The sequence below is a fragment of the Curtobacterium flaccumfaciens pv. betae genome, assembly GCF_026241855.1.
In the GTDB taxonomy this organism is placed as follows: Bacteria; Actinomycetota; Actinomycetes; order Actinomycetales; family Microbacteriaceae; genus Curtobacterium; species Curtobacterium flaccumfaciens.
Genome location: NZ_JAPJDC010000001.1, coordinates 2,277,611 through 2,300,160, shown reverse-complemented (window position 1 = coordinate 2,300,160; position 22,550 = coordinate 2,277,611). Strand labels below are relative to the sequence as shown.

General features: G+C 71.8%; 22 protein-coding genes and 2 tRNA genes. 17 read left to right on the top strand and 7 right to left on the bottom strand.

Annotated elements, in window-relative coordinates:
* Window positions 1-7: 7 nt before the first annotated feature.
* The 4 genes from ORG17_RS10820 to ORG17_RS10805 form a co-directional block, all read right to left on the bottom strand.
* Entirely contained in the window at window positions 8-1,219 is a 1,212-nt protein-coding gene (locus ORG17_RS10820) for a glycosyltransferase family 4 protein (protein ID WP_214528026.1), read from the bottom strand.
* Window positions 1,216-2,757: a lipopolysaccharide biosynthesis protein gene (locus ORG17_RS10815; protein ID WP_214528025.1), complete on the bottom strand. Its 1,542-nt coding sequence runs from the start codon at window positions 2,755-2,757 to the stop codon at window positions 1,216-1,218. Before ORG17_RS10815 ends, ORG17_RS10820 begins: the two co-directional genes overlap by 4 nt.
* The gene (locus tag ORG17_RS10810) at window positions 2,754-3,692 is read right to left on the bottom strand and encodes a beta-1,6-N-acetylglucosaminyltransferase (RefSeq protein ID WP_214528024.1); all 939 of its coding nucleotides are present in this window, start codon (window positions 3,690-3,692) and stop codon (window positions 2,754-2,756) included. The genes ORG17_RS10815 and ORG17_RS10810 overlap by 4 nt, the downstream gene beginning before the upstream one ends.
* Window positions 3,693-3,805: 113 nt before the next feature.
* On the bottom strand, window positions 3,806-3,979 hold the full coding sequence (locus ORG17_RS10805; protein ID WP_155896838.1) for a hypothetical protein: 174 nt from the start codon (window positions 3,977-3,979) through the stop codon (window positions 3,806-3,808).
* Window positions 3,980-4,136: 157 nt separating this feature from the next.
* Between ORG17_RS10805 and ORG17_RS10800 the strand changes: the two genes are divergently transcribed.
* Window positions 4,137-5,450, top strand: a complete 1,314-nt coding sequence (locus ORG17_RS10800; protein ID WP_214528023.1) for a glycosyltransferase family 2 protein — start codon at window positions 4,137-4,139, stop codon at window positions 5,448-5,450.
* Between the two features lie 145 nt (window positions 5,451-5,595).
* Here ORG17_RS10800 and ORG17_RS10795 read toward each other — a convergent pair whose 3' ends face one another.
* Window positions 5,596-6,924, bottom strand: coding sequence for a glycosyltransferase (locus ORG17_RS10795; protein WP_051596765.1), 1,329 nt, complete (start codon window positions 6,922-6,924; stop codon window positions 5,596-5,598).
* Window positions 6,925-7,218: 294 nt separating this feature from the next.
* Here ORG17_RS10795 and ORG17_RS10790 point away from each other — a divergent pair, with 294 nt between their 5' ends.
* The 6 genes from ORG17_RS10790 to ORG17_RS10765 all read left to right on the top strand — a co-directional run bounded on the left by ORG17_RS10790 (window position 7,219) and on the right by ORG17_RS10765 (window position 12,732).
* Window positions 7,219-8,502 (top strand): ABC transporter substrate-binding protein, encoded by a 1,284-nt coding sequence (locus ORG17_RS10790; protein WP_111056291.1) that lies wholly within the window; start codon window positions 7,219-7,221, stop codon window positions 8,500-8,502.
* 157 nt (window positions 8,503-8,659) lie between these two features.
* Window positions 8,660-9,637, top strand: coding sequence for a carbohydrate ABC transporter permease (locus ORG17_RS10785; RefSeq protein ID WP_027465915.1), 978 nt, complete (start codon window positions 8,660-8,662; stop codon window positions 9,635-9,637).
* Between the two features lie 65 nt (window positions 9,638-9,702).
* The gene (locus tag ORG17_RS10780) at window positions 9,703-10,545 is read left to right on the top strand and encodes a carbohydrate ABC transporter permease (protein WP_051596808.1); all 843 of its coding nucleotides are present in this window, start codon (window positions 9,703-9,705) and stop codon (window positions 10,543-10,545) included.
* 5 nt (window positions 10,546-10,550) lie between these two features.
* Window positions 10,551-11,048, top strand: coding sequence for a hypothetical protein (locus ORG17_RS10775; protein ID WP_214528035.1), 498 nt, complete (start codon window positions 10,551-10,553; stop codon window positions 11,046-11,048).
* Window positions 11,049-11,069: 21 nt separating this feature from the next.
* Window positions 11,070-12,086: a LacI family DNA-binding transcriptional regulator gene (locus tag ORG17_RS10770; RefSeq protein ID WP_214528022.1), complete on the top strand. Its 1,017-nt coding sequence runs from the start codon at window positions 11,070-11,072 to the stop codon at window positions 12,084-12,086.
* Between the two features lie 10 nt (window positions 12,087-12,096).
* Entirely contained in the window at window positions 12,097-12,732 is a 636-nt protein-coding gene (locus tag ORG17_RS10765; RefSeq protein ID WP_214528021.1) for an MBL fold metallo-hydrolase, read from the top strand.
* A gap of 107 nt (window positions 12,733-12,839) precedes the next feature.
* Here ORG17_RS10765 and ORG17_RS10760 read toward each other — a convergent pair whose 3' ends face one another.
* On the bottom strand, window positions 12,840-13,736 hold the full coding sequence (locus ORG17_RS10760; RefSeq protein ID WP_250892632.1) for a DUF72 domain-containing protein: 897 nt from the start codon (window positions 13,734-13,736) through the stop codon (window positions 12,840-12,842).
* A 103-nt stretch (window positions 13,737-13,839) separates the two neighbouring features.
* Between ORG17_RS10760 and ORG17_RS10755 the strand changes: the two genes are divergently transcribed.
* The 5 genes from ORG17_RS10755 (at window position 13,840) to ORG17_RS10735 (ending at window position 15,565) form a co-directional block, all read left to right on the top strand.
* A tRNA-Glu gene (locus tag ORG17_RS10755) sits at window positions 13,840-13,915 on the top strand.
* A gap of 33 nt (window positions 13,916-13,948) precedes the next feature.
* Window positions 13,949-14,024: transfer RNA gene (locus ORG17_RS10750), tRNA-Glu, on the top strand.
* Between the two features lie 106 nt (window positions 14,025-14,130).
* Complete coding sequence (locus ORG17_RS10745) at window positions 14,131-14,577, top strand: fluoride efflux transporter FluC (protein WP_214527407.1); 447 nt, start codon at window positions 14,131-14,133, stop codon at window positions 14,575-14,577.
* Window positions 14,574-14,963 (top strand): fluoride efflux transporter CrcB, encoded by a 390-nt coding sequence (gene crcB, locus ORG17_RS10740; RefSeq protein WP_214527406.1) that lies wholly within the window; start codon window positions 14,574-14,576, stop codon window positions 14,961-14,963. The genes ORG17_RS10745 and crcB overlap by 4 nt, the downstream gene beginning before the upstream one ends.
* Complete coding sequence (locus tag ORG17_RS10735; RefSeq protein WP_027465908.1) at window positions 14,960-15,565, top strand: histidine phosphatase family protein; 606 nt, start codon at window positions 14,960-14,962, stop codon at window positions 15,563-15,565. Before crcB ends, ORG17_RS10735 begins: the two co-directional genes overlap by 4 nt.
* Before the next feature lie 337 nt (window positions 15,566-15,902).
* Here ORG17_RS10735 and ORG17_RS10730 read toward each other — a convergent pair whose 3' ends face one another.
* The gene (locus tag ORG17_RS10730; RefSeq protein WP_214527405.1) at window positions 15,903-16,970 is read right to left on the bottom strand and encodes an FUSC family protein; all 1,068 of its coding nucleotides are present in this window, start codon (window positions 16,968-16,970) and stop codon (window positions 15,903-15,905) included.
* A gap of 180 nt (window positions 16,971-17,150) precedes the next feature.
* Here ORG17_RS10730 and leuC point away from each other — a divergent pair, with 180 nt between their 5' ends.
* The 5 genes from leuC (at window position 17,151) to ORG17_RS10705 (ending at window position 22,494) form a co-directional block, all read left to right on the top strand.
* Entirely contained in the window at window positions 17,151-18,608 is a 1,458-nt protein-coding gene (gene leuC, locus ORG17_RS10725) for a 3-isopropylmalate dehydratase large subunit (RefSeq protein WP_111056299.1), read from the top strand.
* Entirely contained in the window at window positions 18,608-19,204 is a 597-nt protein-coding gene (gene leuD / locus ORG17_RS10720; protein WP_214527404.1) for a 3-isopropylmalate dehydratase small subunit, read from the top strand. The genes leuC and leuD overlap by 1 nt, the downstream gene beginning before the upstream one ends.
* Complete coding sequence (gene murA / locus ORG17_RS10715) at window positions 19,204-20,571, top strand: UDP-N-acetylglucosamine 1-carboxyvinyltransferase (RefSeq protein WP_071244875.1); 1,368 nt, start codon at window positions 19,204-19,206, stop codon at window positions 20,569-20,571. The genes leuD and murA overlap by 1 nt, the downstream gene beginning before the upstream one ends.
* 5 nt (window positions 20,572-20,576) lie before the next feature.
* Window positions 20,577-21,401 carry a lysophospholipid acyltransferase family protein gene (locus tag ORG17_RS10710; protein ID WP_111056300.1) on the top strand — a complete coding sequence of 275 codons (825 nt, stop codon included), beginning with the start codon at window positions 20,577-20,579 and terminating at the stop codon, window positions 21,399-21,401.
* A 79-nt stretch (window positions 21,402-21,480) separates the two neighbouring features.
* On the top strand, window positions 21,481-22,494 hold the full coding sequence (locus ORG17_RS10705) for an NAD(P)H-dependent glycerol-3-phosphate dehydrogenase (protein ID WP_031259730.1): 1,014 nt from the start codon (window positions 21,481-21,483) through the stop codon (window positions 22,492-22,494).
* The last annotated feature ends 56 nt before the right edge of the window (window positions 22,495-22,550 follow it).

Here is a 22,550-nt window from a genome sequence, read left to right as displayed (position 1 = left end):
GCCCCGGTCAGCGCCGGGCGTGTGCCAGCAGCGCCAGCAGCAGCGCTCGCACGTGCGGCTCGCGCCCGTAGCGGTCACGGACCCACGCGCGGCACCGTGCGGCGACGGACGGGTCGAGCTCGGCGTCGTCGAGGGTGTCGAGCAGCTTCTCCGCCAGTGCGTCGGGGTCGGCCGGGTCGACGGTGTACCGCGCCCAGTCGCCCGACAGGATCTCCCCGGTGCCGCCCGATGCGGCGGCGACGACGGGACGGCCGGCGGACATCGCCTCGACCACGACCCGCCCGAAGCCCTCGGGCTCGATGGACGGCGCCACCACGACGTCGGCGGCGTGCAGGAGCGGGACGACGTCGTCCCGCTCGGGGAGCACGAGCACGGAACCGGCGGGGAGCGCGTCGATCGCGGCGTGCACGGCGTCGGCCTCTTCCGGGTAGAGCGCACCGGCCAGCACGAGGAGCGGCGCGGGCGCCGCGTGACCGGCCACGGGGGGAGTGGTGACCAGCACGCGTGCCGCAGCGGCCGTGCGGACGCGACCCCATGCCTCCAGGAGGGCGAGCACGCCCTTCGACCGGGTGAGCCGACCGTAGTACAGCACCGTCGGGGTGTCCTCGGGGATGCCGAGTGCCGCGCGGGCGTCGTGCACCGATGCCGGGGTGGCGGCCGGGAACGCGTCGGTGTCGACACCGTTCGGCACGATCGTGATGCGGTCCGTCGGCACGCCGGACTCCGCCCAGGCGCGCGCCATCGCGTGCGAGACGGCGAAGTAGCGGGTGCGGCCGCCGGCGATCGGGCCGAGCCGCCGGTAGTTCGGCGCGTGGTGCAGGTGCACCGCGAGCGGGACGCCGGAGACGAGCGACGCGACCCGGCCGAACGGCAGGTACTCGGGCCGGTTCAACCAGAGGACGTCGAGGTGCGACCGTCGGATCCGCAGCCCCTCGCGGGCGAACCGCCAGGCGTCGCGGAGCGCGGTCGTGATCCCGAACCGGTAGTCGGTGGCCTCCACCAGCTCCACGCCCATCGCCTCGTAGGGCGGTGGGCCCTCGGCGGCGCGCGGCGACTGGGCGTTCCGGTGCCAGACCTCGACCTCGTGGCCGGCGGCGACGAGCTCGCGGGTGTCCTCGAGCACACAGCGTTCGAGTCCGCCGGTGATGGCGAGTCCGGTCACCAGGACGCCGACGCGGAGTCGGCGGGTGCCGTCGTGTGCAGTCTGTCGCGGTCTCACGAGACACCACCCCTTGCGGTCTTCAGTCGGCGGAGGAACCAGGGGAGGCAGGCGACCACCCCGGCGATGCGGACCCAGTTCCAGAGGACGTCCTGCGGCAGGAGCAGGGACGCGGCGGCCACGACGAGCGCGGCGAGGGTCGTCAGGACGATCCGGGCACCCGGTCCGCGCCACTCACGGCGGTCGGGCAGGGCCAGCAGCTGCATGGCGGCCAGGATCGCGTAGGCGACGACGGTGGCCAGGCCCGCGCCGGCGATGCCGAGCACGGGCACGAGCACGAGGTTCGCGCCGATGTTCACGGCGCCGGCGATCGCGGCGATCACCCCGACGGCGACACCGCGGCGTTCGACCAGGAGCAGGCGTCCGGTCGCACCGCTGGCGACGACGGGGAACGCGGTGATCGCGACGACGAAGACGACGACCGAGAGCTCCTGCACGCGGTACGACGCCGGGGCGAGGATCGGCAGCGCGACCGGTGACACCAGGGTCACGGCGAGCAGGACCGGTCCGAGCATCCGGTACAGCTCGTCGCGGGAGTGCATCGCGAGCTGCCGGCGGGCGACCGGGTCGCGGAGGGCGGCGAAGTGCGGCGCCCACGCCTGGTTGGTGAAGGTCAGGAGCAGGATGACGGCCGAGCCGACGACGTAGGCGATCTGGTAGCGGGCCACCTCGTCCGGGCCGAGCAGTCGCTGGACGACGATCCGGTCGCCGGCGTTCAGCACGAAGTACGACAGGTTGCCGAGGGCGATCGGCACGCCGAGGCGGAACGCCCGGGCCGTGGTCTTGCGGTCGAACAGGCCGGCGAGACGCGGACGGGTCGCCGCGATGCCGATGACCATCGCCACGCCCTGGGCGACGACGCCGCCCCACGCGTAGGTGGTCGCGTCGGCCTGCACCCAGGTGAGGAGCCCGAGGCCGATGACCGAGCCGCCGATCGAGGACAGCAGACTCGTGACCGCGAAGACCCGGATGCGGTCCTGGGCGACGAGCAGCGCCAGCGAGATTTGCACGATGGCGGCGGGGCCGGTCCAGAGCACCGCGACGAGGAGCAGCGGGTGGTTGCCGACGAAGCCGGCGGCGTCCGCCCAGACCGGGATCGTGGTGAGCGCCGCGACGGTGACGACGATCGCGGTGACCATGCCGACGGCGAGCAGGCCGCGCGCCCGGCGGTCGTCGCCGTCCTCGGCCCGCTGCAGCACCGACGCCTGGTCGATGCCGAGGACGGCCAGCACGACGAGCGCCTGGTACAGGGCGATGGCCGAGGCGAGGACGCCGAACTCGGCCGGCGGCATGAGGTGTGCGAGCACCGGGGAGATGAGCGACGAGACGACGAGCTGCATCGACCAGACGACGACGTACAGCAGGCCGCGGCCGAACAGGACGGAGGCGCCCTTCCGCACGGCGACCGATCCGGTGTCGAGCGACTCGGGCACGGGTGCGGTGGCTTCCGGGGCGATGGGCTCCCGGGCGATGGGCGTGGGAGCCTCGGCCTCGCGCGCTGCGCGGGCCTCGCGGCGGGTCTGCGGGGGGAAGCTCACGGTGCGACCACCGCTGCCGCGTCCTGACGTTCCGACGCCGACGCCGTCGCCGCGCCCGCGCGCAGCCCGAAGGCTGCGTCCACGACGTCGAGCAGGTCACCGCTCCGGTCGGTCGAGAACTTCCGTGCGAACAGGTGCTGCACCTCGACGTCCGCGTCCGTCCGACGCTCGAGCAGCTGCCCCGCGTCGGCGACGGTCAACCACGGCGGGCTCTTCCGCGCGGTGCCGTCCCACCCGATCCACCAGAGCGGCTGGGGGACGTGCTCGTCGGCGAACCCCGGCGTCAGCGACGGCGAGTTGAGCACCGACGGCACGAAGGTCTCGTCGGCGACCCAGGTGCGCTGCCAGAACCGGACCAGGTCGGGGCGCTGGTCGACGGTGTCCACGACGGCGGCGGCGTGCCGGCGGGCGAGGACCTTGAGCTGTGAGCCCCCGGCGAAGGAGACGTTCGCCGGCACGCGGCGGGGGACCGGCAGCCGGAGCATGTGCTTCCGCCACGCCCAGTGCCGGAACCGGATGCGGGAGATGCCGCCGTCACGGCCCCACGGTGCGAACGGCAGCGGGTTGACCGAGATGAACGACTCCTCGCGGTGCGTCTCGAGCAAGGCCGTGATCTCGGCGGGGTTCGCGAGCGGGTAGTCGCTGCCGGTCAGCACGGCCACGTGCGAGGCGTCGGTCTCGGCCAGGGCAGCCCGGTAGCCGGACACCTCGGCGGCGACGTTCTCCCAGCGCGCCCAGCCGGTCCGGATCCGGGGGAGCAGTCGGACACGATCCGGCAGCCCGTCGGTCATGGCGCGGAACACCGTCTCGGGGGTGCGCGCGTCGCAGTGCAGGAACACCGGGAACGGGTCGAGCGCCTCGACGAGTCGGCGCACGTGTGCCGGGTCCTCGTGGGCGAGGACGATGCACGCGGGGACCGCGGGGGAGATGGCCATGGACGCGACGCTAACCGCGCCGTTCCGGGGCCGACAAGGCGACCCGTGCCCGTCTGCGGGGAAGCGGCGGTTTCCCGCACCGCCCCTGATCGATCAGTGCCCGGAAGGCCTGATCAGCGCTTCTTGCGGAACTTCTGGCAGTCGCAGAGGGCGCAGTCCGTGCCCGGACGGTAGTGCTCGTGGGCGTCCTGCACGTGGCCGCAGACGCAGGTCACGGAGTCGACCACGAAGACGCTCTGTTCCGAGGGGAGCACGGCGCCGAGCTCGTCGGTGGGGCCCATCGACATGCGTCCTCCTCGTGCCCGGCGTGCTGCCGCCGAGTCGTCCTCACGATCCTACCGTCCGGGGGCGTGTGCTGGCGGCAAACCGCAAGTCGGACGACCGTCGCCGCAACCGCGGGCGGCTGCCGTTGACCCTGCAGCAGCCCCACCGGAGCATCGGACCATGACCGACCAGCAGGCCACCACCACCCGCGTGCTCACGCTCACCCCCGCGATGCCGTCCCCGGACGTGCCCGCCTGGGCCGGCGCAGCCTGGGTCGGCGCCGTCGACCGACAGGAGGCGCTCGCCGCGTCCGCCGTCGGACTCGCCGGCGCCACCGGCTTCCGCCGCGCCCGCCTGCTCGTCCGTGACGGACGCGAGATCGCCGGGTTCGTCGACGTCAGCGTCGACGCGGACGGCGGCGTGGACCCGGCCGAGCTGGGACCGGCCCTGCGCGCCCTGCGCACCACGGGCCTCCCGGCCGCCCCCGCGGGGACGCCGGTCGGACGCGTCTCCGTCGTCATCGGGACCCGTGACCGGCCCGAGGACCTGCGCCGCTGCGTGCGCTCGGTGCTCGCGTCCGAGCACGACGACTTCGAGGTGCTGGTCGTCGACAACGCGCCCACCACCACCGCCACCCGCGACGTGGTCACGTCGCTCGCGGATCCGCGCCTGCGGTACGTCCTGGAGGCCCGACCCGGCGTCTCGCGCGCACGGAACGCCGGACTCGCCCTCGCGTCCGGGGCCGTGGTCGCCTTCGTCGACGACGACGTGGTCGTCGACCGGCACTGGCTCGCAGCGCTCGCCGACGCGTACGCCCGCGACGCGGACGTCGTCTGCGTGACCGGCCTCGTGCCCAGCGGCGAACTCCGGACCCCCACGCAGCGGTACTTCGACGAGCGCGTGACCTGGGCGCGCAACACCGACCGCCGGGTGTTCCGCACGTCGGCGCCGCCGGCGGACCTGCCGCTGTTCCCGTTCTCGGTCGGCGCGTTCGGCACCGGTGCCAACATGTCGCTCCGCCGTTCGGCCGCGCTCGCCCTGGGCGGGTTCGACGTCGCACTCGGCCCGGGCACCCTGGCCCGCGCCGGCGAGGACCCCGACCTGTTCACCCGGGTGCTGGTCTCCGGCGGTGCGCTCGCGGTGGAGCCCTCGGCGGTCGTCTGGCACAAGCACCGGCCGGACCGTGCGGCGCTGCGCTCGCAGGCGCTCGGCTACGGCACCGGTCTCGGTGCGTGGGTCGCGAAGCTCATGCTGCGACCGCGCACCGCACTGGCCGTGCTCCGTCGGGCGGTCGGGGCGCTGCGGCAGCTCGGGGCGCTCGGACAGGGCACCGGCGCGGATGCGGACCAGGTGTCCGCCGCGGTGGACGCCGTCGGCGGGTGGCCCGTCGACGACGCGTTCCGCGAGGCGACGGCCGGCCTCAAGCGCGTCGAGCTCGTGGCGGCGCTGGGCGGACCGTGGCGGTACGTCGTCGGGCGGTCGCGGCGCGGGTGACCGCGGCGCGGGTGGCCGCGCTCCGCGTGCACGGCACGCACCGCGTGCACTGCTCTCCACCGCACGCATCGGAACGGACGGGAGGCCCGTGGCGACGCTGCCACGGGCCTCCCGTCCGTTCCGGTGCGGACGTCTGCTGCTCCGCCTACGGGCGGAAGCGGCCCTCCTCGACCTCGCGCCAGAACCGACGGCTGCGGAAGTACGCAGCCGGGCCCGCCGGGAAGCCGCGGAACTCGTGGTAGGCCAGCGAGCGCGGGATCCGGGTCGTGGAGGCCTCGGTGATGCTCTCGGCCGCGGCGTCACGCCGGCCGGCCAGTCGTGACACGAGCTGCTTCAGCTTGATCTTGCCGGCGCGGGGCATCAGCCGCGCGAGCACGATCGCGTGCCGGCGGTCCTTCGCGATGAGCTCGCACATCAGCGCCGTGAACCCGACGCCGTTCGAGTGGAGCTGCCCGTGCAGCCCGGCGAGGTCCTGCCGGTGCCGGTGGTGCACGACCGCGCGGGGTTCGAAGCCGATCCGGCCACCGCTCCACAGGATGTCGATGAAGATCGCCAGGTCCTCGCCACCGCGGGCGGGCACACCGGCACCGAGCACGGGGTCGAACCCGCCGACGGCGTCGAACGCCGACCGTCGAACCGCCCAGTTCGCGCCGGCACCGTAGCCGCCGATGCCGTACACGGCGAAGTGCTTCTGCACCGAGCCGTCGGGGCGGACGGCCCGGGCCTGCGCGTGACGCATGACCCCGGGGACGTCGTCCGGCACGATGGTCACCGGCTGGAAGGTGCGTTCGCCGCTGAAGCCGCCGTAGTACGCCTCGTACCAGATCTGCGCGGGGGTCTCGAGCTCGACGGGCAGGATCATCCCGGTGACCGCGGCGACCTCGGGCTCGCGGACGAAGCGCGTGCCGATGGACCGGAGCCACTGTGCGTCCACCCGGACGTCGTCGTCGGTGAACGCGATGATCTCGCCGTGCGCCGCGGCGACCCCGGCGTTGCGGCCGGCGGAGCAGCCCGGACGGCGTTCGGTGACCAGCCGGACGTCGCGGCCCTCGAGCAGCCCGGGCAGGGCGTCGACCTCGGGCAGCTTCACGCGGTTGTCGACGAGGATGACCTCGTACCGCGGGTAGTCGAGGTGCTCGAGGAAGTCGAGCAGCTTCCGGATGTCCTCGACCCGCGTGACGATGGTCGACACGACGATCGAGATGAGCGGGAGGTCGAGGTCGGGGATGGGGGTCTGGGTCGCACCGGAGGTCCGTGCGAGGCCGTCCACCAGGGGCGCCATCGCGCGGGCGGCGTCGGCCGGGTCCGCGGTGAGCAGCACGTCGAGGGTGGTGACGGGGAAGCCGTCGCGGTAACCGACGACGAGCGCGGAGGAACCCGACTCGTCGGCGACCAGGCGCGGCAGCGGAGCGTCGAGGTCGACGCTGACGACCCGACGGGGGCCGGGCACGGTGACGGAGGAGTGCAGGGTCATGCTCGGGACGCTACGACCGCCCGCGGTGGCCGGACAACGGACCGGACCAGCAGTGGCGGGGTTCGTGCGGGGTTCCGCAGCGCGGTGCGTGTGCCCCCGACGGGGGTGAGCGCTCACCCAGGAAGCCACGGGAACCTCATGGGTCACGCTCAGGTCACGGAACCGATGCAACCGGTTGCGCTCCCGCTGGACCGGGCGTAGCTTCCTCCACCAGCAGGCAGCGGCGCTTGCTCCAGGGCAGTGTCGTCGAACCCGGTCGATGCCCCCTGGTGATCTCAACGAGGAGACAACGCTGTGAAGACAACACGCTCAAGGGTGCGGTTCGCATCCGTTGCCGGGGTCGCCGTCATCGGCCTCGTGCTCACCGGCTGCTCGAGCGGGAGCTCCGGCGCCGGCTCGGACGACGCCAAGAGCGGCCAGGACAGCCGCGGACCCATCACCTACGTGCAGGGCAAGGACAACTCGAACGTCGTCCGCCCGCTCATCGCGAAGTGGAACAAGGCCCACCCGGACGAGAAGGTCACCTTCAAGGAGCAGTCCGACCAGGCCGACCAGCAGCACGACGACCTCGTGCAGCACTTCCAGGCCAAGGACGCGAACTACGACGTCGTCGACGTTGATGTCGTCTGGACCGCCGAGTTCGCCGCGAAGAGCTGGCTGACGCCGCTGACCGGCGACATGAAGATCGACACCTCGAAGCTCCTGCCGTCGACGGTGAAGACCGCGACCTACAACGACACCCTCTACGCCGCGCCGCAGACCTCGGACGGCGCGCTGCTCTACTACCGCAAGGACCTCGTCAAGACGCCTCCGACCACGTGGAAGGAGATGATGGCCGACTGCAAGATCGCCAAGGACGCCGGCATCGGCTGCTACGCCGGGCAGTTCGCGAAGTACGAGGGTCTGACGGTGAACGCCTCCGAGGCGATCAACGGCTCCGGTGGTTCGGTGCTCAGCAAGAGCGGTGACCCGGACGTCGACACCTCGGACGCCAAGGCCGGCCTGCAGAACCTGGTCGACGCGTTCGAGGACGGGAACATTCCGGCCGAGGCCATCACCTACCAGGAGGAGCAGGGCCGCACCGCGTTCGAAGCCGGCAAGCTGCTGTTCCTGCGCAACTGGCCGTACGTCTACAACCTGGCGAAGACCGACGGTTCGAGCAAGGTCAAGGACACGTTCGGCATCGCGCCGATCCCCGGTGCCGACGGCGTCGGTGCCTCCACCCTCGGTGGGCACAACGCGGCGATCAGCGTGTACTCGAAGCACAAGGCGACGGCGCACGACTTCCTCGAGTTCCTCATCTCGAACGACACGCAGAAGTTCTTCGCGACGCAGGGGTCGCTCGCCCCGGTCGTCGGTGACCTCTACACCGACTCCGAGCTGACGGCGAAGCTGCCCTACCTGCCGACGCTGCTCAAGTCGATCGAGTCGGCGGAGCCGCGCCCGGTCACGCCGTTCTACCCGGCGGTGACGAAGGCGATCCAGGACAACACCTACGCGGCGCTCAAGGGATCGAAGTCGGTCGACGAAGCCATGAAGGACATGCAGGACGCCCTGAAGTCGGCGACCAGCAGCTGACACACAGCGGCTCACGCCGCGTCGGACGGGAGGCCCGTGGCGGGTCCGCCACGGGCCTCCCGTCCGCCCCGTACTTGCGTTCCGACACCCCCGGCAAGGAGGCCGACACGTGTCAGCAGCAACCGAGATCCCCGCAGCCATCCCCAACCCGACGGGCATGGAACCGAAGCGCCGACGGCGCAAGGGCGGACTCAACGCCGAGCACGGCCGCTGGGCCGTGTACCTCATCGGCCCGACGATCCTGCTCCTCGCGATCGTCATCGGCTACCCGGTCGTCAGTGCGATCATCCAGTCGTTCCAGCTCGACCAGGGCCTCGACAAGGCCACCGGCCTGTTCGTGCAGGGCGGGTTCGCCGGCATCACGAACTACGCGCACTGGCTCGGTCAGCAGTGCGGCAACGTCACGTGCCCGCCCGGCAGCCTCGGTTCCCAGTTCTGGGTGTCGATGGGCAACACGTTCTTCTTCACCGTCGTCACCGTGCTCGCCGAGACGGTCATCGGCGTGTGGATGGCCATCATCATGAACCGCAACTTCAAGGGCCGCGCCCTCGTCCGTGCCGCGATCCTGGTGCCGTGGGCGATCCCGACGGCCGTCACCGCGAAGCTCTGGTACTTCATCTTCGACGCGAACGGCGTGCTGAACCACGTCCTCGGGCAGCAGATCCTGTGGACGAGCGGCGAGTGGGCGTCCCGGTGGGCGGTCATCATCGCCGACACCTGGAAGACCACGCCGTTCATGGCGCTGCTCATCCTGGCGGGGCTGCAGCTGATCCCGGAGGAGGTCTACGAGGCCGGCAAGATGGACGGCGCCTCGACGTTCCAGCGCTTCGTGCTCATCACCCTGCCGCTCATCAAGCCCGCGCTGATGGTCGCGATCCTGTTCCGCGTGCTCGACGCGCTGCGCATGTACGACCTGCCCGCGATCCTCACCGGCGGTGGCGGTGGTTCCGGCAACGCCACCACGACCCTGTCGATCCTGGTCGTCGAACAGATCCGGCAGGGCTTCAACTCCGCGTCAGCGCTGTCGACCATCACCTTCCTGGTGATCTTCATCGTGGCGTTCGTCTTCGTCCGGTTCCTCGGCGCCAACGTCGTGCAGACGCAGGCCGCCCAGCAGAAGGGTGAACTCAAGTGACCCTCGCAGCAGACCGCCCCCGGTCCTCCGCAGCAGCACGCGACCGCGCCGTCGACCGCACCGAGGTGCGCGTGCGCCGCGACACCGGGCCGCGCATCCGCACGGCCGTGCAGGCGATCGTCATCGCCGTGTGGTGCCTCCTGCCGTTCTACTGGATGGTGGTGACGAGCTTCCGCGACGTCGGGTTCACGTTCGACGCCACCCCGTGGCCGACGCACGTCACGCTCGACAACTACGCCACGGCGTTCTCCACGTCGCTCGGCAACCACCTCGGTCGGGCGCTCGCCAACAGCCTGCTCATCGGCGGCGTCGTGACGATCATCGCCCTGCTCGTCGGCACCACGGCGGCGTACGCCCTCGCCCGGCTCGAGTTCCGCGGCAAGTCGCTCATCGCCGGCGCGATCCTGGCCGCGTCGATGTTCCCCGGCGTCGCCCTCATCTCGCCGCTGTTCCAGCTGTTCACCGACATCGGGTGGATGGGGTCGTACCAGGCGCTCATCCTGCCGAGCATCTCGTTCGTGCTGCCGCTGACCGTGTACACGCTCGCGTCGTTCTTCCGCGAGATGCCGTGGGACCTGGAAGAAGCAGCCCGCATCGACGGGTGCACCCGGGTGCAGGCGTTCCGGCGGATCATCCTGCCGCTCGCGGCGCCCGCGGTGTTCACCACGGCGATCCTGGCGTTCATCTCGAGCTGGAACGAGTACCTCATCTCGTCGCAGCTGTCGAGCGACGCGACCCAGCCGGTGACCGTGGCGATCGCCTCGTTCGCCGGGTCGCAGCCGCACCAGGAGCCCTACACGGCGGTGATGGCCGCCGGCACGATCGTCACGATCCCGCTCGTGGTCCTCGTCCTGATCTTCCAGCGGCGCATCGTGGCGGGGCTCACCGCCGGCGGCGTGAAGGGCTGACGACCATGGCGCAGCGCGGACCCACCCGTCCCACCGCCCGCATCGAGGAGGCGATCGGCTTCGTCGGGATGTTCGGCGTCCTGTTCCTCGGCGTGACGGTGTTCTGCGAGCTCACCGGGCGACCGGCGCTCGGCTGGGCACTCACCCTGCTCGTGTGCGTGCTCGGCGTCGTCGCCCTGGACCGGTGGCGGGTCGCCGTCCTCCGCCGCACCGCACCGCAGGACGGCACGGGCGCGCCCGTACCCCGGGGCGTCGGTGCTGCACCCGCGGTGGCCCCGGTGCACACGTCGGTCACCGACCCCACCGGTCGCAGGCCTCGACCCGGCGCGGACGGACGGGTGCACCAGCACGCCGGCTGGGACGAGGTCGCTCCGGCCGCACGACGGCAGGCGCGCACCGCACGGGTACCGGAACGCCGGGCGGACCGCGGCGTGCCCGCGGTGGCGGCCCGACGCCGTGGACCCGACGCACCGGCGGACGTGACGCACGGCACGGACGGCTGACGGGCCTCCCGGGTCGCACCGATGGGGATCCAGGAGATCGCGACCGTCACGGGGCTGTCGAAGTCCACGGTGTCGCGGGCGCTCCGCGGCATGTCGAACGTGGCCGACACGACGATCGAGCAGGTGCAGCGGGTCGCCGACGAACTCGGGTACGTCCCGAGCTCGGCGGCGGCCGGCCTCGCCACCGGTCGTCAGCGCGCCGTCGGGGTGGTCGTGCCCGTCATCGACCGCTGGTTCTACGTCAAGGCGCTCGGCGGTGTCGACGCGGAGCTCCGCCAGGCCGGGTACGACCTGGTCCTCTACAACCTCGGCGGCCCGGGCGGCGACCGCGACCGGGCGTTCCGACGCTCGATGCTGCGGCACCGCGTCGACGGCCTCGTCCTGCTCTCCCTGGTGCTCGACGCCACCGAACGGGCCGAACTCGAACTCAGCCGGCACCCCATCGTCGTCATCGGCGGCCCGGCACCGGGCCTGCGGAACGTGGGCGTCGACGACCGCGAGGTCACCCGGATCGCGGTCGAGCACCTGCACGGCCTCGGCCACCGGCGCATCGCCTACGTCGGCGGGCAGGACGAGGCCGGCATGAACGTCGCCGTGCCGCACCTGCGGCGGGACGGGTTCGTCGACGCCGTGCGGTCGTCGGGACAGGCCGTACCGGAACGGTGGTCGCTCGACGGCCGGTTCTCGTTCGCCGGCGGGACCGCCGCCGGGGCCGTGCTGTTCGCCGAGCCCGCGTCGGAGCGACCGACGGCGGTGCTCTGCGCCTCGGACGAGATGGCCCTCGGCGTCCTGCTCGCCGCACGCCGAGCCGGACTCGCGGTACCGGAGGACGTGTCCGTGATGGGGGTCGACGGCCACGAGTACGGCGCCACCGTCGGACTCACCACGGTCGCGCAGGACCCGGTGGCGCAGGGACGGACCGCTGCCCGTGCGGTGCTCGCCGAGGTCGACGGCGGTGTCGCCGGCCCGATCGCGGCGGCACCCGCGCACCTGGTCGTCCGCGCGACCACGGGGCCCCGCCCGCACGGTGCCGCGTAGGGTCGCCCGCATGGAGGTCACCAAACTCGAACACGCCTGCCAGGTCATCACCGAGGGGGACGCTCGCCTGGTCCTCGACCCGGGGAACTTCACCCGACCGGTCGACGTGACCGGGGTCGTCGCCGTCGTCGTCACGCACGAGCACCCGGACCACGTCACCCCCGAGCAGGTCCGGCGCATCCTCGACGCCAATCCCCGTGCGGTCGTCATCGGGCCGGAGGGGGTCCGCGCGGCGCTCGCCGAGGCGGGTGTCACGGTCGACGTCGTCACGGACGGCGACCACCGGACGGTCGGCCCCTTCGCGCTCACCTTCCACGGCACTCGGCACCAGCTGATCCATTCGTCCGTGCCGATCGTCGACAACACCGGCGTGCTCGTGAACGGCCGGCTGTTCCACCCGGGCGACTCCTACACGGACCCGGGCGTCCCGGTCGAGGTCCTCGCGGCACCCGTCGGGGCGCCGTGGCTCAAGGTCGCCGAGATGATGGACTACGTCGCCGCGATCGCGCCGTCCCGCGCGTACCCGATCCACGAGGCCACCCTGTCCGAGGTCGGGCTCGGCATGCACACGGGGCGGCTCCGCGACGCCGTCGAGCCCGCCGGGTCGCTCGTCGTGCTGCGTCCGGGGGAGTCGCTCACGCTCTAGGGCTGCGCTGCGCGGCCTGGAGGCCCGTGGCGGCGCCGCCACGGGCCTCCTGTCCGCATCGTGTGCAGGAACGGTCGGGTCCGTGCGCCCGAGGCGACCGTTTCTGCTCACGAAGCGCGACGCAGTCGCGCCGCGACCAGGCGGTCGAGCGTCAGGGCGTCCCACGGGGCATGCCGCTCGGCGTCGTTGTCGAAGTACACGTAGACGTCACGGCCGGCCTCGGCGTGCTCGAGGACCGTCGTCGCCCACCCGCCGAGTGCCCGGGGTGAGTACCCGTCGTGGTAGGTCCGGGGTGCACCGTGCAGCCGGAGGTACGCGAGCGGTGCCCCGGTGTCCGCCCGGAAGCGGGGGAAGTCGCCGGCGTGCGAGTCGACCAGGGCGACGCGGTGCCGGCGGAGCACGTCGAGGTGCTCCTCGCCGAAGCCGGCTGCCCGGACCTCGAGCGCGTGGTGGATCGGCCTCGCCGGTTCCTCCGGCTCCACGAGTCCGTCCGGTTCGCTGGGGACCTTGTCGTCGTGGTGGCGTGCGAGCTCGGCGGCCGCACCGTGCGTCCGGGGGAGCACCCCGAGGAACGCGTCGAGCACCTCCGGCGTCGGCAGCAGGCGCTCGGGCAGCTGCCAGAGCACGGGCCCGAGGGTGTCCCCGAGCTCCAGCGGACCCGAGGCGAAGAAGTTCGCCAGCGCGGTCTCGACGTTCCGCAGCCGCAGCATGTGCGTGACGTACCGGCCGCCCTTGACCGCGAACCGGAACCGCTGCCCGCCCGAGGCCGCACGCCACGCCCGGTACCGAGCCGGACGCTGCAGCGAGTAGAAGGATCCGTTCAGCTCCACCGTCGGGAACCGCGACGCCACGTGCTCGAGCCACCGCCGCTTCGCGAGGCCCTCGGGGTAGAAGTCCCCACGCCAGCCGTCGTACTGCCACCCGGACAGGCCGATCCGGACCGTGGCCGAGGGGCTGCCGCCGACGTGTCGAGGCGCTGCCATCGCGTCGTGGTCCGCCGTCATCGATCCACCGTATGCCCGCTCCGACACGGCGGCACACCCGGGCGACACGCCCCGTTTTGGTGCGGATGCGAGCCTTGTGCAATACTTGTCGAGTTGTCGGAACGGCCCCATCGTATAGCGGCCTAGTACGCTGCCCTCTCACGGCGGTAACGCGGGTTCGAATCCCGCTGGGGTCACCACAGGTGACATGCTCCGAGTCCGACAACAGCCGCGGCCCCATCGTATAGCGGCCTAGTACGCTGCCCTCTCACGGCGGTAACGCGGGTTCGAATCCCGCTGGGGTCACCAGCACGCAAACCCCCGTCCAGCTCCGGCTCGGCGGGGGTTTCGTCGTCTCGGCTAGCCTGGATCGTCCCCGTCGCCCGGGGAACGATCGCCTCGCGACGGGAGCACGATGCACGCCGAACGCCCACCGCACCTGCGCTGGAGGCTCGTCGCCCTCGTCGCCCTCGGCGGCGCGATCGGGACGGCCGTCCGCGCACTCCTCGCCGCAGCGTTCCCCGCGCACGACGGGATCAGCTGGACCATCCTCGCGATCAACGTCGTCGGGGCGTTCTGCCTCGGCTTCCTGCTCGACGCGCTCGCACGCCGCGGCCCGGACGTCGGTCGTCGTCGCGCGGTCCGGCTGTTCGTCGGCACGGGCGTCCTCGGCGGTTTCACGACCTACAGCACGCTCGCGGACGACACCGCGCAGCTGCTCGACCTCGGCCGTTGGGCGGCGGGCAGCGGGTACGCCCTGCTGTCGGTCGTGCTCGGACTCGTCGCGGTCGTCCTCGGTCTGTGGGTCGCTGCGGCCACCCGGCCCCGCACCCGCCCCGAGCCGCTGCAGGACGCCCGATGAGCCCGGTCGAACTGGTCCTGGTCGCCGTCGGCGGGGGAGCCGGCGCCGCCCTGCGCTTCGTGCTCGACGGCGTCGTCAAGGGCCGCCTCGCCGGCTCCCGGTTCGCCGGGTTCCCGGTCGGGACCCTGCTCATCAACGTGTCCGGATCGCTCGTGCTCGGGTTCCTGACGGGCCTCGGGCAGGCGGGCGCCGTCCCCGCCTCGACGGTCGCTGTGCTCGGGACGGGCATGATGGGTGGGTACACGACGTTCTCGACGGCGAGCGTCGAGACCGTACAGCTCCTCCGATCCGGCAAGACCCGGCTCGCCGTCCTGAACGGCCTCGGGATGCTCGTCGTCTCGGTCGGCGCAGCTGCGCTCGGCCTCTGGATCGGAAGGAACTCATGACCTCGGAACGCCCCGGCGAACTCGTCCTCGTCCGTCACGGAGAGACGGAGTGGTCGAAGAGCGGGCAGCACACCGGCCGCACCGACATCCCGCTCACCGACAACGGTGTCGAGCAGGCGAAGCGCGCGGGCCGGTACCTCGGGGACCGGTCGTTCGCGCTGGCGCTGTCGAGCCCGCTGCAGCGCGCCCGCGACACCGCGCACCTGATCGGTGTCGAGCCCGAGCTCGACGAGGACCTGTACGAGTGGGACTACGGCGCGTACGAGGGCCTCACCACCCCGCAGATCAAGGTGCTGCGCCACGGGCCGTGGGACCTCTGGACCGACGGGGTCCCCGCCGGCGACACCCCCGGTGAGAACGCCGCCGAGGTCCGGGTCCGCGTCGAGCGCATCCTGAACCGTGCCCGCCCGGTGCTCGCCGAGGGCCACGACGCGGTGTTCATCGCCCACGGCCACGTGCTGCGGGCACTCGGTGCCGCGTGGATCCGGCTCGCGCCGCAGGACGGCGCCGTGCTGAAGCTCGGCACCGCCTCGGTCAGCATCCTCGGTTACGAGCACGGTCGCCCCGTCATCGACGCCTGGAACATCCAGCCGCGCGACTGACGCGGGGGTGGAGCCGGCGGGTCGCGTCAGCGACGGACGCGGTGGTCGCGACCACGGACGGACGGGAGGCCCGTGGCGGCGCCGCCACGGGCCTCCCGTCCGCCGTCCGCGCCCGCTCCTTCCCCTATCACGCGCGATGCCAGGCGGAATCGGGCGTTCCTGGTCGAAAGGAACGACCCGGTACGCCCGATTCGACCAGGTACGCCCGATTCGACCCGGTACGCCCGGTTCGACCCGGTACGCCCGGTTCGACCAGGTACGCCCGGTTCGACCAGGTACGCCCGGTTCGACCAGGTACGCCCGGTTCGACCCGGTACGCCCGGTTCGACCGGGCGCGTCAGACGGTCCGGATCGCGCTCGTCGCACCCAGGGCACGGCCACGCCGGCGCTCGATCGCACGCCCGACGAGCAGCAGCCCCACGCTGACCACGGCACCGAGCACGGTCTGCGCGATGCGGTCGAGCGCCAGCAGCTGGGGTGCCTCGGGCAGGCTCAACCACGACACCGCCAGGGCGAGCGGGGTGAGGAACAGCAGGCACACGGCGTAGTTCCGGGCGACGAAGATCTCGGCGAAGAACTGTCCGACGACGGCCAGCACGACGATCCACCACGCCGACGGCTCGAGCAGCAGGATGCCGACCGCGATGACCGTGCCGCCGATCGTGCCGACCACACGCTGCCCGGCGCGGACCACGGTGTGCCGCTGGCGGATCGCCGGCAGGGTCGAGACCACCGCGATGACCGCCCAGTAGGGGTGTCCGAGCCCGGGGATCGACTCCGCGACGGCACCGGCGACGAGTGACCCGACGACGTTGAGCGCGACGGTCTCCCACAGCGCCGGGGTCTCGAGGATCGCGAGCGACCGGTGCTTGCGGTCGGCCAGCGGGCGGAACCGGTGCGGGGCGTGCGGGTGGAACACCCGACGGAGGACCGCACCGGACATCGCGACGAGCCAGGCCCAGACCACCGAGCAGACGATGATCGTCGTGACGAGCGGGACGTCCGCCGGGCGCATCGGCACGAGTGCGGACACGACGAACGCGAACACCGGGAAGATCGGCTGCGCGGGGATCGCCCGGAGCGTGGAGAGGGTGCAGACCGCGACCACCAGGACGACGACGAGACCCACGGCCTGCAGCCAGAGCGGCGACCCGACGAGCCCGACCCCGATGCCGGCGAACATGCAGAGCGCCTGCAGTGCACCAGCGACACCGGTGGTGACGGCACGCTGCCGGTAGGGCTCGGTCGCACCGAAGATGGCGGTGAACCCGGCGAACATGGCGAAGGCGGCGTACCCCGGCATGCCGAGGGCGATGAGCAGCGCGAGCGGTGCGCCACCGGCGATCGCGGCGCGTGCCGCGCCCTCGAGGTTGATGGTCCGGGTCGAGTGCGCAGGTGTCGTCATGTCGTCACCATCTTCCCACCGCGACGGGTGTCGGGGAGTCGCCACGGGCCTCCAGGCTGTGCCGCCACGGGGTGACGGACCCGCGACGCGCGGGGTGCCGCGCGTTGGTATACCAATGGTAGAGTCGCCTGATCGGGCCGCGGTCGCGGCGCAACGACGAGGACGAGGAGGGCTGAGCTGATGGGAAAGACGCTCGCCGAGAAGGTGTGGGACGACCACGTCGTGGTCAAGGGCGAGGACGGCAACCCCGACCTCCTCTACATCGACCTCCACCTCGTGCACGAGGTGACGAGTCCGCAGGCGTTCGACGGCCTGCGGCAGGCCGGGCGACCGGTGCGCCGCCTCGACCTGACGATCGCGACCGAGGACCACAACACCCCGACGCTCGCCATCGACCGCCCCATCGCGGACCCGACGAGCCGGATCCAGATCGAGACCCTTCGTCGCAACTGCGAGGAGTTCGGCGTCCGGCTGCACTCCCTGGGCGACAAGGAGCAGGGCATCGTCCACGTGGTCGGCCCGCAGCTCGGCCTGACCATGCCCGGCATCACCGTCGTCTGCGGCGACTCGCACACCAGCACCCACGGGGCCTTCGGCGCGATGGCGTTCGGCATCGGCACGTCCGAGGTCGAGCACGTCCTCGCCACGCAGACCCTGCCGCTCAAGCCCTTCAAGACGATGGCGATCACGGTCGAGGGCACGCTGCGCCCCGGCGTCACCGCGAAGGACATCATCCTCGCCGTGATCGCGAAGATCGGCACCGGCGGCGGACAGGGCTACGTGCTCGAGTACCGCGGCTCCGCGATCCGTGCCCTCTCGATGGAGGGCCGCATGACGATCTGCAACATGTCGATCGAGGCCGGTGCCCGCGCCGGCATGGTCGCCCCCGACCAGACCACCTACGACTACGTGCAGGGCCGCGACCACGCGCCCACCGGTCAGGACTGGGACGACGCCGTCGCCTACTGGGAGACCCTCGCCACCGACGACGACGCCGTCTTCGACGCCGAGGTGTTCATCGACGCGGACGATCTCGAGCCCTTCGTCACCTGGGGCACGAACCCCGGCCAGGGCGTCTCGCTGTCCGAGAGCGTGCCGGACCCGGCCGCTTACAGCGACCCCAACGACCAGGCCGCCGCACGCCGCGCCCTGGAGTACATGGACATCACCGCCGGCACCCCGATGAAGGACATCGCCGTCGACGCGGTGTTCATGGGCTCCTGCACGAACTCGCGCATCGAGGACCTGCGGGCCTTCGCGTCGATCATCAAGGGCCGCACCAAGGCCGACGGCGTCCGGGTGATGGTCGTGCCCGGCTCCGCGCGGGTCCGGCTCGAAGCCGAAGCCGAGGGGCTCGACAAGGTGTTCACCGAGTTCGGTGCCGAGTGGCGGTTCGCCGGCTGCTCGATGTGCCTCGGGATGAACCCGGACCAGCTGGCACCGGGGGAGCGCTGCGCGAGCACCTCGAACCGCAACTTCGAGGGTCGCCAGGGCAAGGGCGGCCGCACGCACCTGGTGTCGCCGCTCGTCGCCGCGGCCACCGCGGTGCGCGGCACGCTGTCCAGCCCGTGGGACCTGGAGACCGACGACGAGATCGCGGCGGCGACGTCCGCCACCGCCACCGAGGGGACCTTCTGATGGACAAGATCACCACCGTCTCCGGCATCGCCGCGCCGCTCAAGCGGTCGAACGTCGACACCGACCAGATCATCCCCGCGGTCTACCTGAAGCGCGTCACCAAGACCGGCTTCGAGGACGCCCTGTTCGCCGGGTGGCGGCAGGACCCCGACTTCGTGCTGAACCAGGAGCGCTACCAGGGCGCCCGTGTGCTCGTCGCCGGCCCCGACTTCGGCACCGGCTCGTCCCGCGAGCACGCCGTCTGGGCGCTCCGCGACTTCGGCTTCACGGTGGTCGTCTCGCCCCGTTTCGCGGACATCTTCAAGGGCAACGCCGGCAAGCAGGGCCTGGTCACGGCGATCGTGACCGAACCGGAGGTCGAGCGCCTGTGGGCCGCCGTCGAGGCGAACCCGGGCATCGAGGCGACGGTCGACCTCGAGACGCAGCGCGTGTCGCTGGGGGATGTGGACGTCCCCTTCGAGATCGACGCTTACACTCGTTGGCGGTTGATGGAAGGGCTCGACGACATCGGGCTCACCCTCCGTGACGAGACCTCGATCACGGAGTTCGAATCCCGCCGCTCCAGTTGGCGGCCGAAGACATTGCCGGTGAAGTAGTGAACTCTCTCGTACAGGACGCAGCGGCCGCAGGGGCGCGCGTGGGCCTCAAGTCGGACGAGATCGTCATCCGCGGGGGCAAGCCGCTCGTGGGACGCATCGAGGTCCGTGGGGCGAAGAACCTCGCGACCAAGGCCATGGTGGCGTCGCTGCTCGGTGACACCCCGTCGATCCTCCGTGACGTGCCGGACATCTCCGACGTCAAGGTGGTCCGCGGGCTGCTCGAGGTGCACGGCGTGCGCATCACCGATCCTGCACGAGGCGAACTCATCCTCGACCCGTCGCGGGTCGAGTCGGCGCACTTCGCCGAGATCGACGCGCACGCCGGGTCGAGCCGCATCCCGATCCTGTTCTGCGGCCCGCTGCTGCACAAGCTCGGCGAGGCGTTCATCCCCGACCTCGGCGGCTGCCGCATCGGCGACCGTCCGATCGACTTCCACCTCGACGCCCTCCGCGCCATGGGTGCGGTCGTCGACAAGCAGGTCAACGGCATCCACCTGACGGCCCCGGACGGACTGAAGGGCGCCTCGATCGAGCTGCCGTACCCGAGCGTCGGCGCCACCGAGCAGGTCCTGCTCTCGGCGACCCTCGCCAAGGGCGTCACGGAGCTGCGGAACGCCGCGATCGAGCCCGAGATCATGGACCTCATCGCGATCCTGCAGAAGATGGGCGCCATCGTCTCGGTCGAGCCGAACCGCGTCATCTTCATCGAGGGCGTCGAGTCGCTCCGCGGCTACACGCACCGCGCGATCAACGACCGCAACGAGGCCGCGAGCTGGGCCTCCGCCGCGCTCGCCACCAACGGCGACATCTTCGTCGAGGGCGCGAACCAGCAGGAGCTCATGACGTTCCTCAACGTCTTCCGCAAGGTCGGCGGCGGGTTCGACATCCAGGAGGACGGCATCCGGTTCTACCGCGAGCTGGACACCCTGAAGCCCGTCGTCATCGAGACCGACGTGCACCCCGGCTTCATGACGGACTGGCAGCAGCCGCTCGTCGTCGCGCTGACCCAGGCCGAGGGCCAGAGCATCGTGCACGAGACCGTCTACGAGAACCGCTTCGGCTTCACCGACGCGCTGAACGAGATGGGTGCCGACATCGTCGTGCACAAGGAGGGGCTGCCCGGCCACGACCGCCGCGTCGCCCGCCGCCCGTTCGAGCAGGCCGCCGTCATCACCGGTCCGACGAAGCTGCACGCCGCCAACGTCCGCGTCCCCGACCTGCGTGGCGGGTTCAGCCACCTCATCGCGGCGCTGACCGCCGACGGCGAGTCGCACATCACCAACGTCGGCATCATCAGCCGCGGCTACGAGCACTTCATCCCGAAGCTGCGCAAGCTCGGCGCCGACTTCGACTTCGCTGGGTAGGCACAGTGCCGGCAGAAGCGAGAGGCGACGGTCTGGAGGCCCGTGGCGGCTCCGACGCGCAGGTCACGACCGGCCTCCCCGTGCGTGGGCGCCGGTGGCGCCGCGGTGAGCTGAACACCGCGTTCCGGATCGTCGCGTCGATCGTCATCCCGACGTTCCGGTTCTCGGCGCGCTACCACTGGCACGGCCCGAACCGCCTGCCGGCGGAGGGCGCGTTCGTGCTCGCGCCGAACCACTTCACGAACATCGACCCCCTGGTCGTGGGCACCGCCGTGTACATCTCGAAGCGGGCGCCGCGGTTCCTGGCGAAGGCGTCGCTGTTCAAGGTCCCCGTGGTCGGCAAGCTCATGTCCGGCATGGGACAGATCCCGGTCGAACGCTCCGGCCGGACGCGCCTGAGCGACCCGCTCGGGGGCGGCCGGTCCCTGGTCGAGCAGGGCGGGGCGATCATCGTCTACCCCGAGGGCACGCTCACCCGCGACCCCGACCTGTGGCCGATGCGCGGCAAGACGGGCGCGGTGCGGATCGCGCTCGAGAACGACGTGCCGCTCATCCCGATGGCCCACTGGGGCACGCAGAACATCATGGCCAGGTACGGCAAGAAGCTCCGGCTGTTCCCGCCGTCCCGCGTCGACGTGATCATCGGTGACCCGGTCGACCTGTCGGCGTACCGCGGTCGGCAGATCGACCAGCAGATGCTCGGCGAGGCCACCGAACTCGTCATGCGCGAGATCACCGCGCTGCTCGAGGTGCTCCGCGGCGAACGGGCACCCGCGACCCGCTGGGACCCGGCGGCGAACAACCAGAAGGAGACCGGCCGGTTTGAGTGACCTCCGACCCCACGACGACCGACCCGACCCCGCCGCCGCGGCTCCGGGGGCCTTCGACACCGCCGCGATCCGGGTGGTCATGCAGTCGACCGACAAGCCCCGGGTGGCCGTGATCGGTGCCGGCAGCTGGGGCACCACGTTCGCGAAGGTGCTGGCCGAGGGCGGTGCGTCCACCGTGGTGTGGGCCCGACGCCCCGAGGTCGCCCGCGAGATCACCGAGACCAAGCGCAACTCGGACTACCTGCCCGGCATCAACCTGCCCCGCACCCTGACCGCGTCGACGTCCCTCGAGCGCGTGCTCGACGGCGCCTCGCAGGTGTACGTCTCGGTGCCCTCGCAGACCCTGCGCTCGAACCTCGCCGCGATCCGCGAGCTGCTGCCCGCGGACGTGCCGGTCGTCAGTCTGATGAAGGGCGTCGAGAAGAGCACGGGACTGCGGATGAGCGAGGTCCTGCTGCAGGGTCTCGGCATCGACCAGGACCGCATCGCGGTGGCCAGCGGCCCGAACCTGGCGCTCGAGATCGCCCGTCGGCAGCCGACCGCCGCCGTGGTGTCGTCGTCGTCGCTGGAGACCGCCACCGACGTCGCCGCCGTCGCGACGAACCCGTACTTCCGGTCGTTCATCAACACCGACGTCATCGGCACCGAGTTCGGCGGCGTGCTGAAGAACCTCATCGCCGTCGCGATCGGCATCGTCGACGGGGTCGGCTACGGCGAGAACACCAAGGCCTCGATCATCACGCGCGGCCTCGCCGAGATGACCGACTTCGCGGTGTCGCTCGGCGCGCAGTCGTCGACGCTGTCCGGACTCGCGGGCCTCGGCGACCTCATCGCCACGTGCCAGTCACCGCTGTCGCGGAACAACACCGCCGGGCGGTTGCTCGGCCAGGGCTACCGGTTCGACGAGGTCGTCCGCCAGATGAACCAGACGGCGGAGGGGCTGGCCTCGGTCGCCCCGATCCTCGAGCTGGCCGCGGCGAACGGCGTCGACATGCCCATCGTCAGCCAGGTCGGCGAGGTCCTCGCCGGTAGGCTCGATCCGCGCAACATCGCGCCGCACCTCACCGAGACCGACGAGCCGCAGGGCGAGTGACCGGTCCCGCACCGAGTCACGAAGGGACTCCCGTGCCCACGATCCCCGAGGGAACC

Excerpts from the sequence above, each read along its gene's own strand:
- ORG17_RS10810 (WP_214528024.1), bottom strand. The coding sequence starts at position 3,692 with ATGGCCATCTCCCCCGCGGTCCCCGCGTGCATCGTCCTCGCCCACGAG.
- ORG17_RS10805 (WP_155896838.1), bottom strand. The coding sequence starts at position 3,979 with ATGTCGATGGGCCCCACCGACGAGCTCGGCGCCGTGCTCCCCTCGGAA.
- ORG17_RS10800 (WP_214528023.1), top strand. The coding sequence starts at position 4,137 with ATGACCGACCAGCAGGCCACCACCACCCGCGTGCTCACGCTCACCCCC.
- ORG17_RS10795 (WP_051596765.1), bottom strand. The coding sequence starts at position 6,924 with ATGACCCTGCACTCCTCCGTCACCGTGCCCGGCCCCCGTCGGGTCGTC.
- ORG17_RS10785 (WP_027465915.1), top strand. The coding sequence starts at position 8,660 with ATGGAACCGAAGCGCCGACGGCGCAAGGGCGGACTCAACGCCGAGCAC.
- ORG17_RS10775 (WP_214528035.1), top strand. The coding sequence starts at position 10,551 with ATGGCGCAGCGCGGACCCACCCGTCCCACCGCCCGCATCGAGGAGGCG.
- ORG17_RS10770 (WP_214528022.1), top strand. The coding sequence starts at position 11,070 with ATGGGGATCCAGGAGATCGCGACCGTCACGGGGCTGTCGAAGTCCACG.
- ORG17_RS10765 (WP_214528021.1), top strand. The coding sequence starts at position 12,097 with ATGGAGGTCACCAAACTCGAACACGCCTGCCAGGTCATCACCGAGGGG.
- ORG17_RS10760 (WP_250892632.1), bottom strand. The coding sequence starts at position 13,736 with ATGACGGCGGACCACGACGCGATGGCAGCGCCTCGACACGTCGGCGGC.
- ORG17_RS10745 (WP_214527407.1), top strand. The coding sequence starts at position 14,131 with ATGCACGCCGAACGCCCACCGCACCTGCGCTGGAGGCTCGTCGCCCTC.
- crcB (WP_214527406.1), top strand. The coding sequence starts at position 14,574 with ATGAGCCCGGTCGAACTGGTCCTGGTCGCCGTCGGCGGGGGAGCCGGC.
- ORG17_RS10735 (WP_027465908.1), top strand. The coding sequence starts at position 14,960 with ATGACCTCGGAACGCCCCGGCGAACTCGTCCTCGTCCGTCACGGAGAG.
- ORG17_RS10730 (WP_214527405.1), bottom strand. The coding sequence starts at position 16,970 with ATGACGACACCTGCGCACTCGACCCGGACCATCAACCTCGAGGGCGCG.
- leuC (WP_111056299.1), top strand. The coding sequence starts at position 17,151 with ATGGGAAAGACGCTCGCCGAGAAGGTGTGGGACGACCACGTCGTGGTC.
- leuD (WP_214527404.1), top strand. The coding sequence starts at position 18,608 with ATGGACAAGATCACCACCGTCTCCGGCATCGCCGCGCCGCTCAAGCGG.
- ORG17_RS10705 (WP_031259730.1), top strand. The coding sequence starts at position 21,481 with ATGCAGTCGACCGACAAGCCCCGGGTGGCCGTGATCGGTGCCGGCAGC.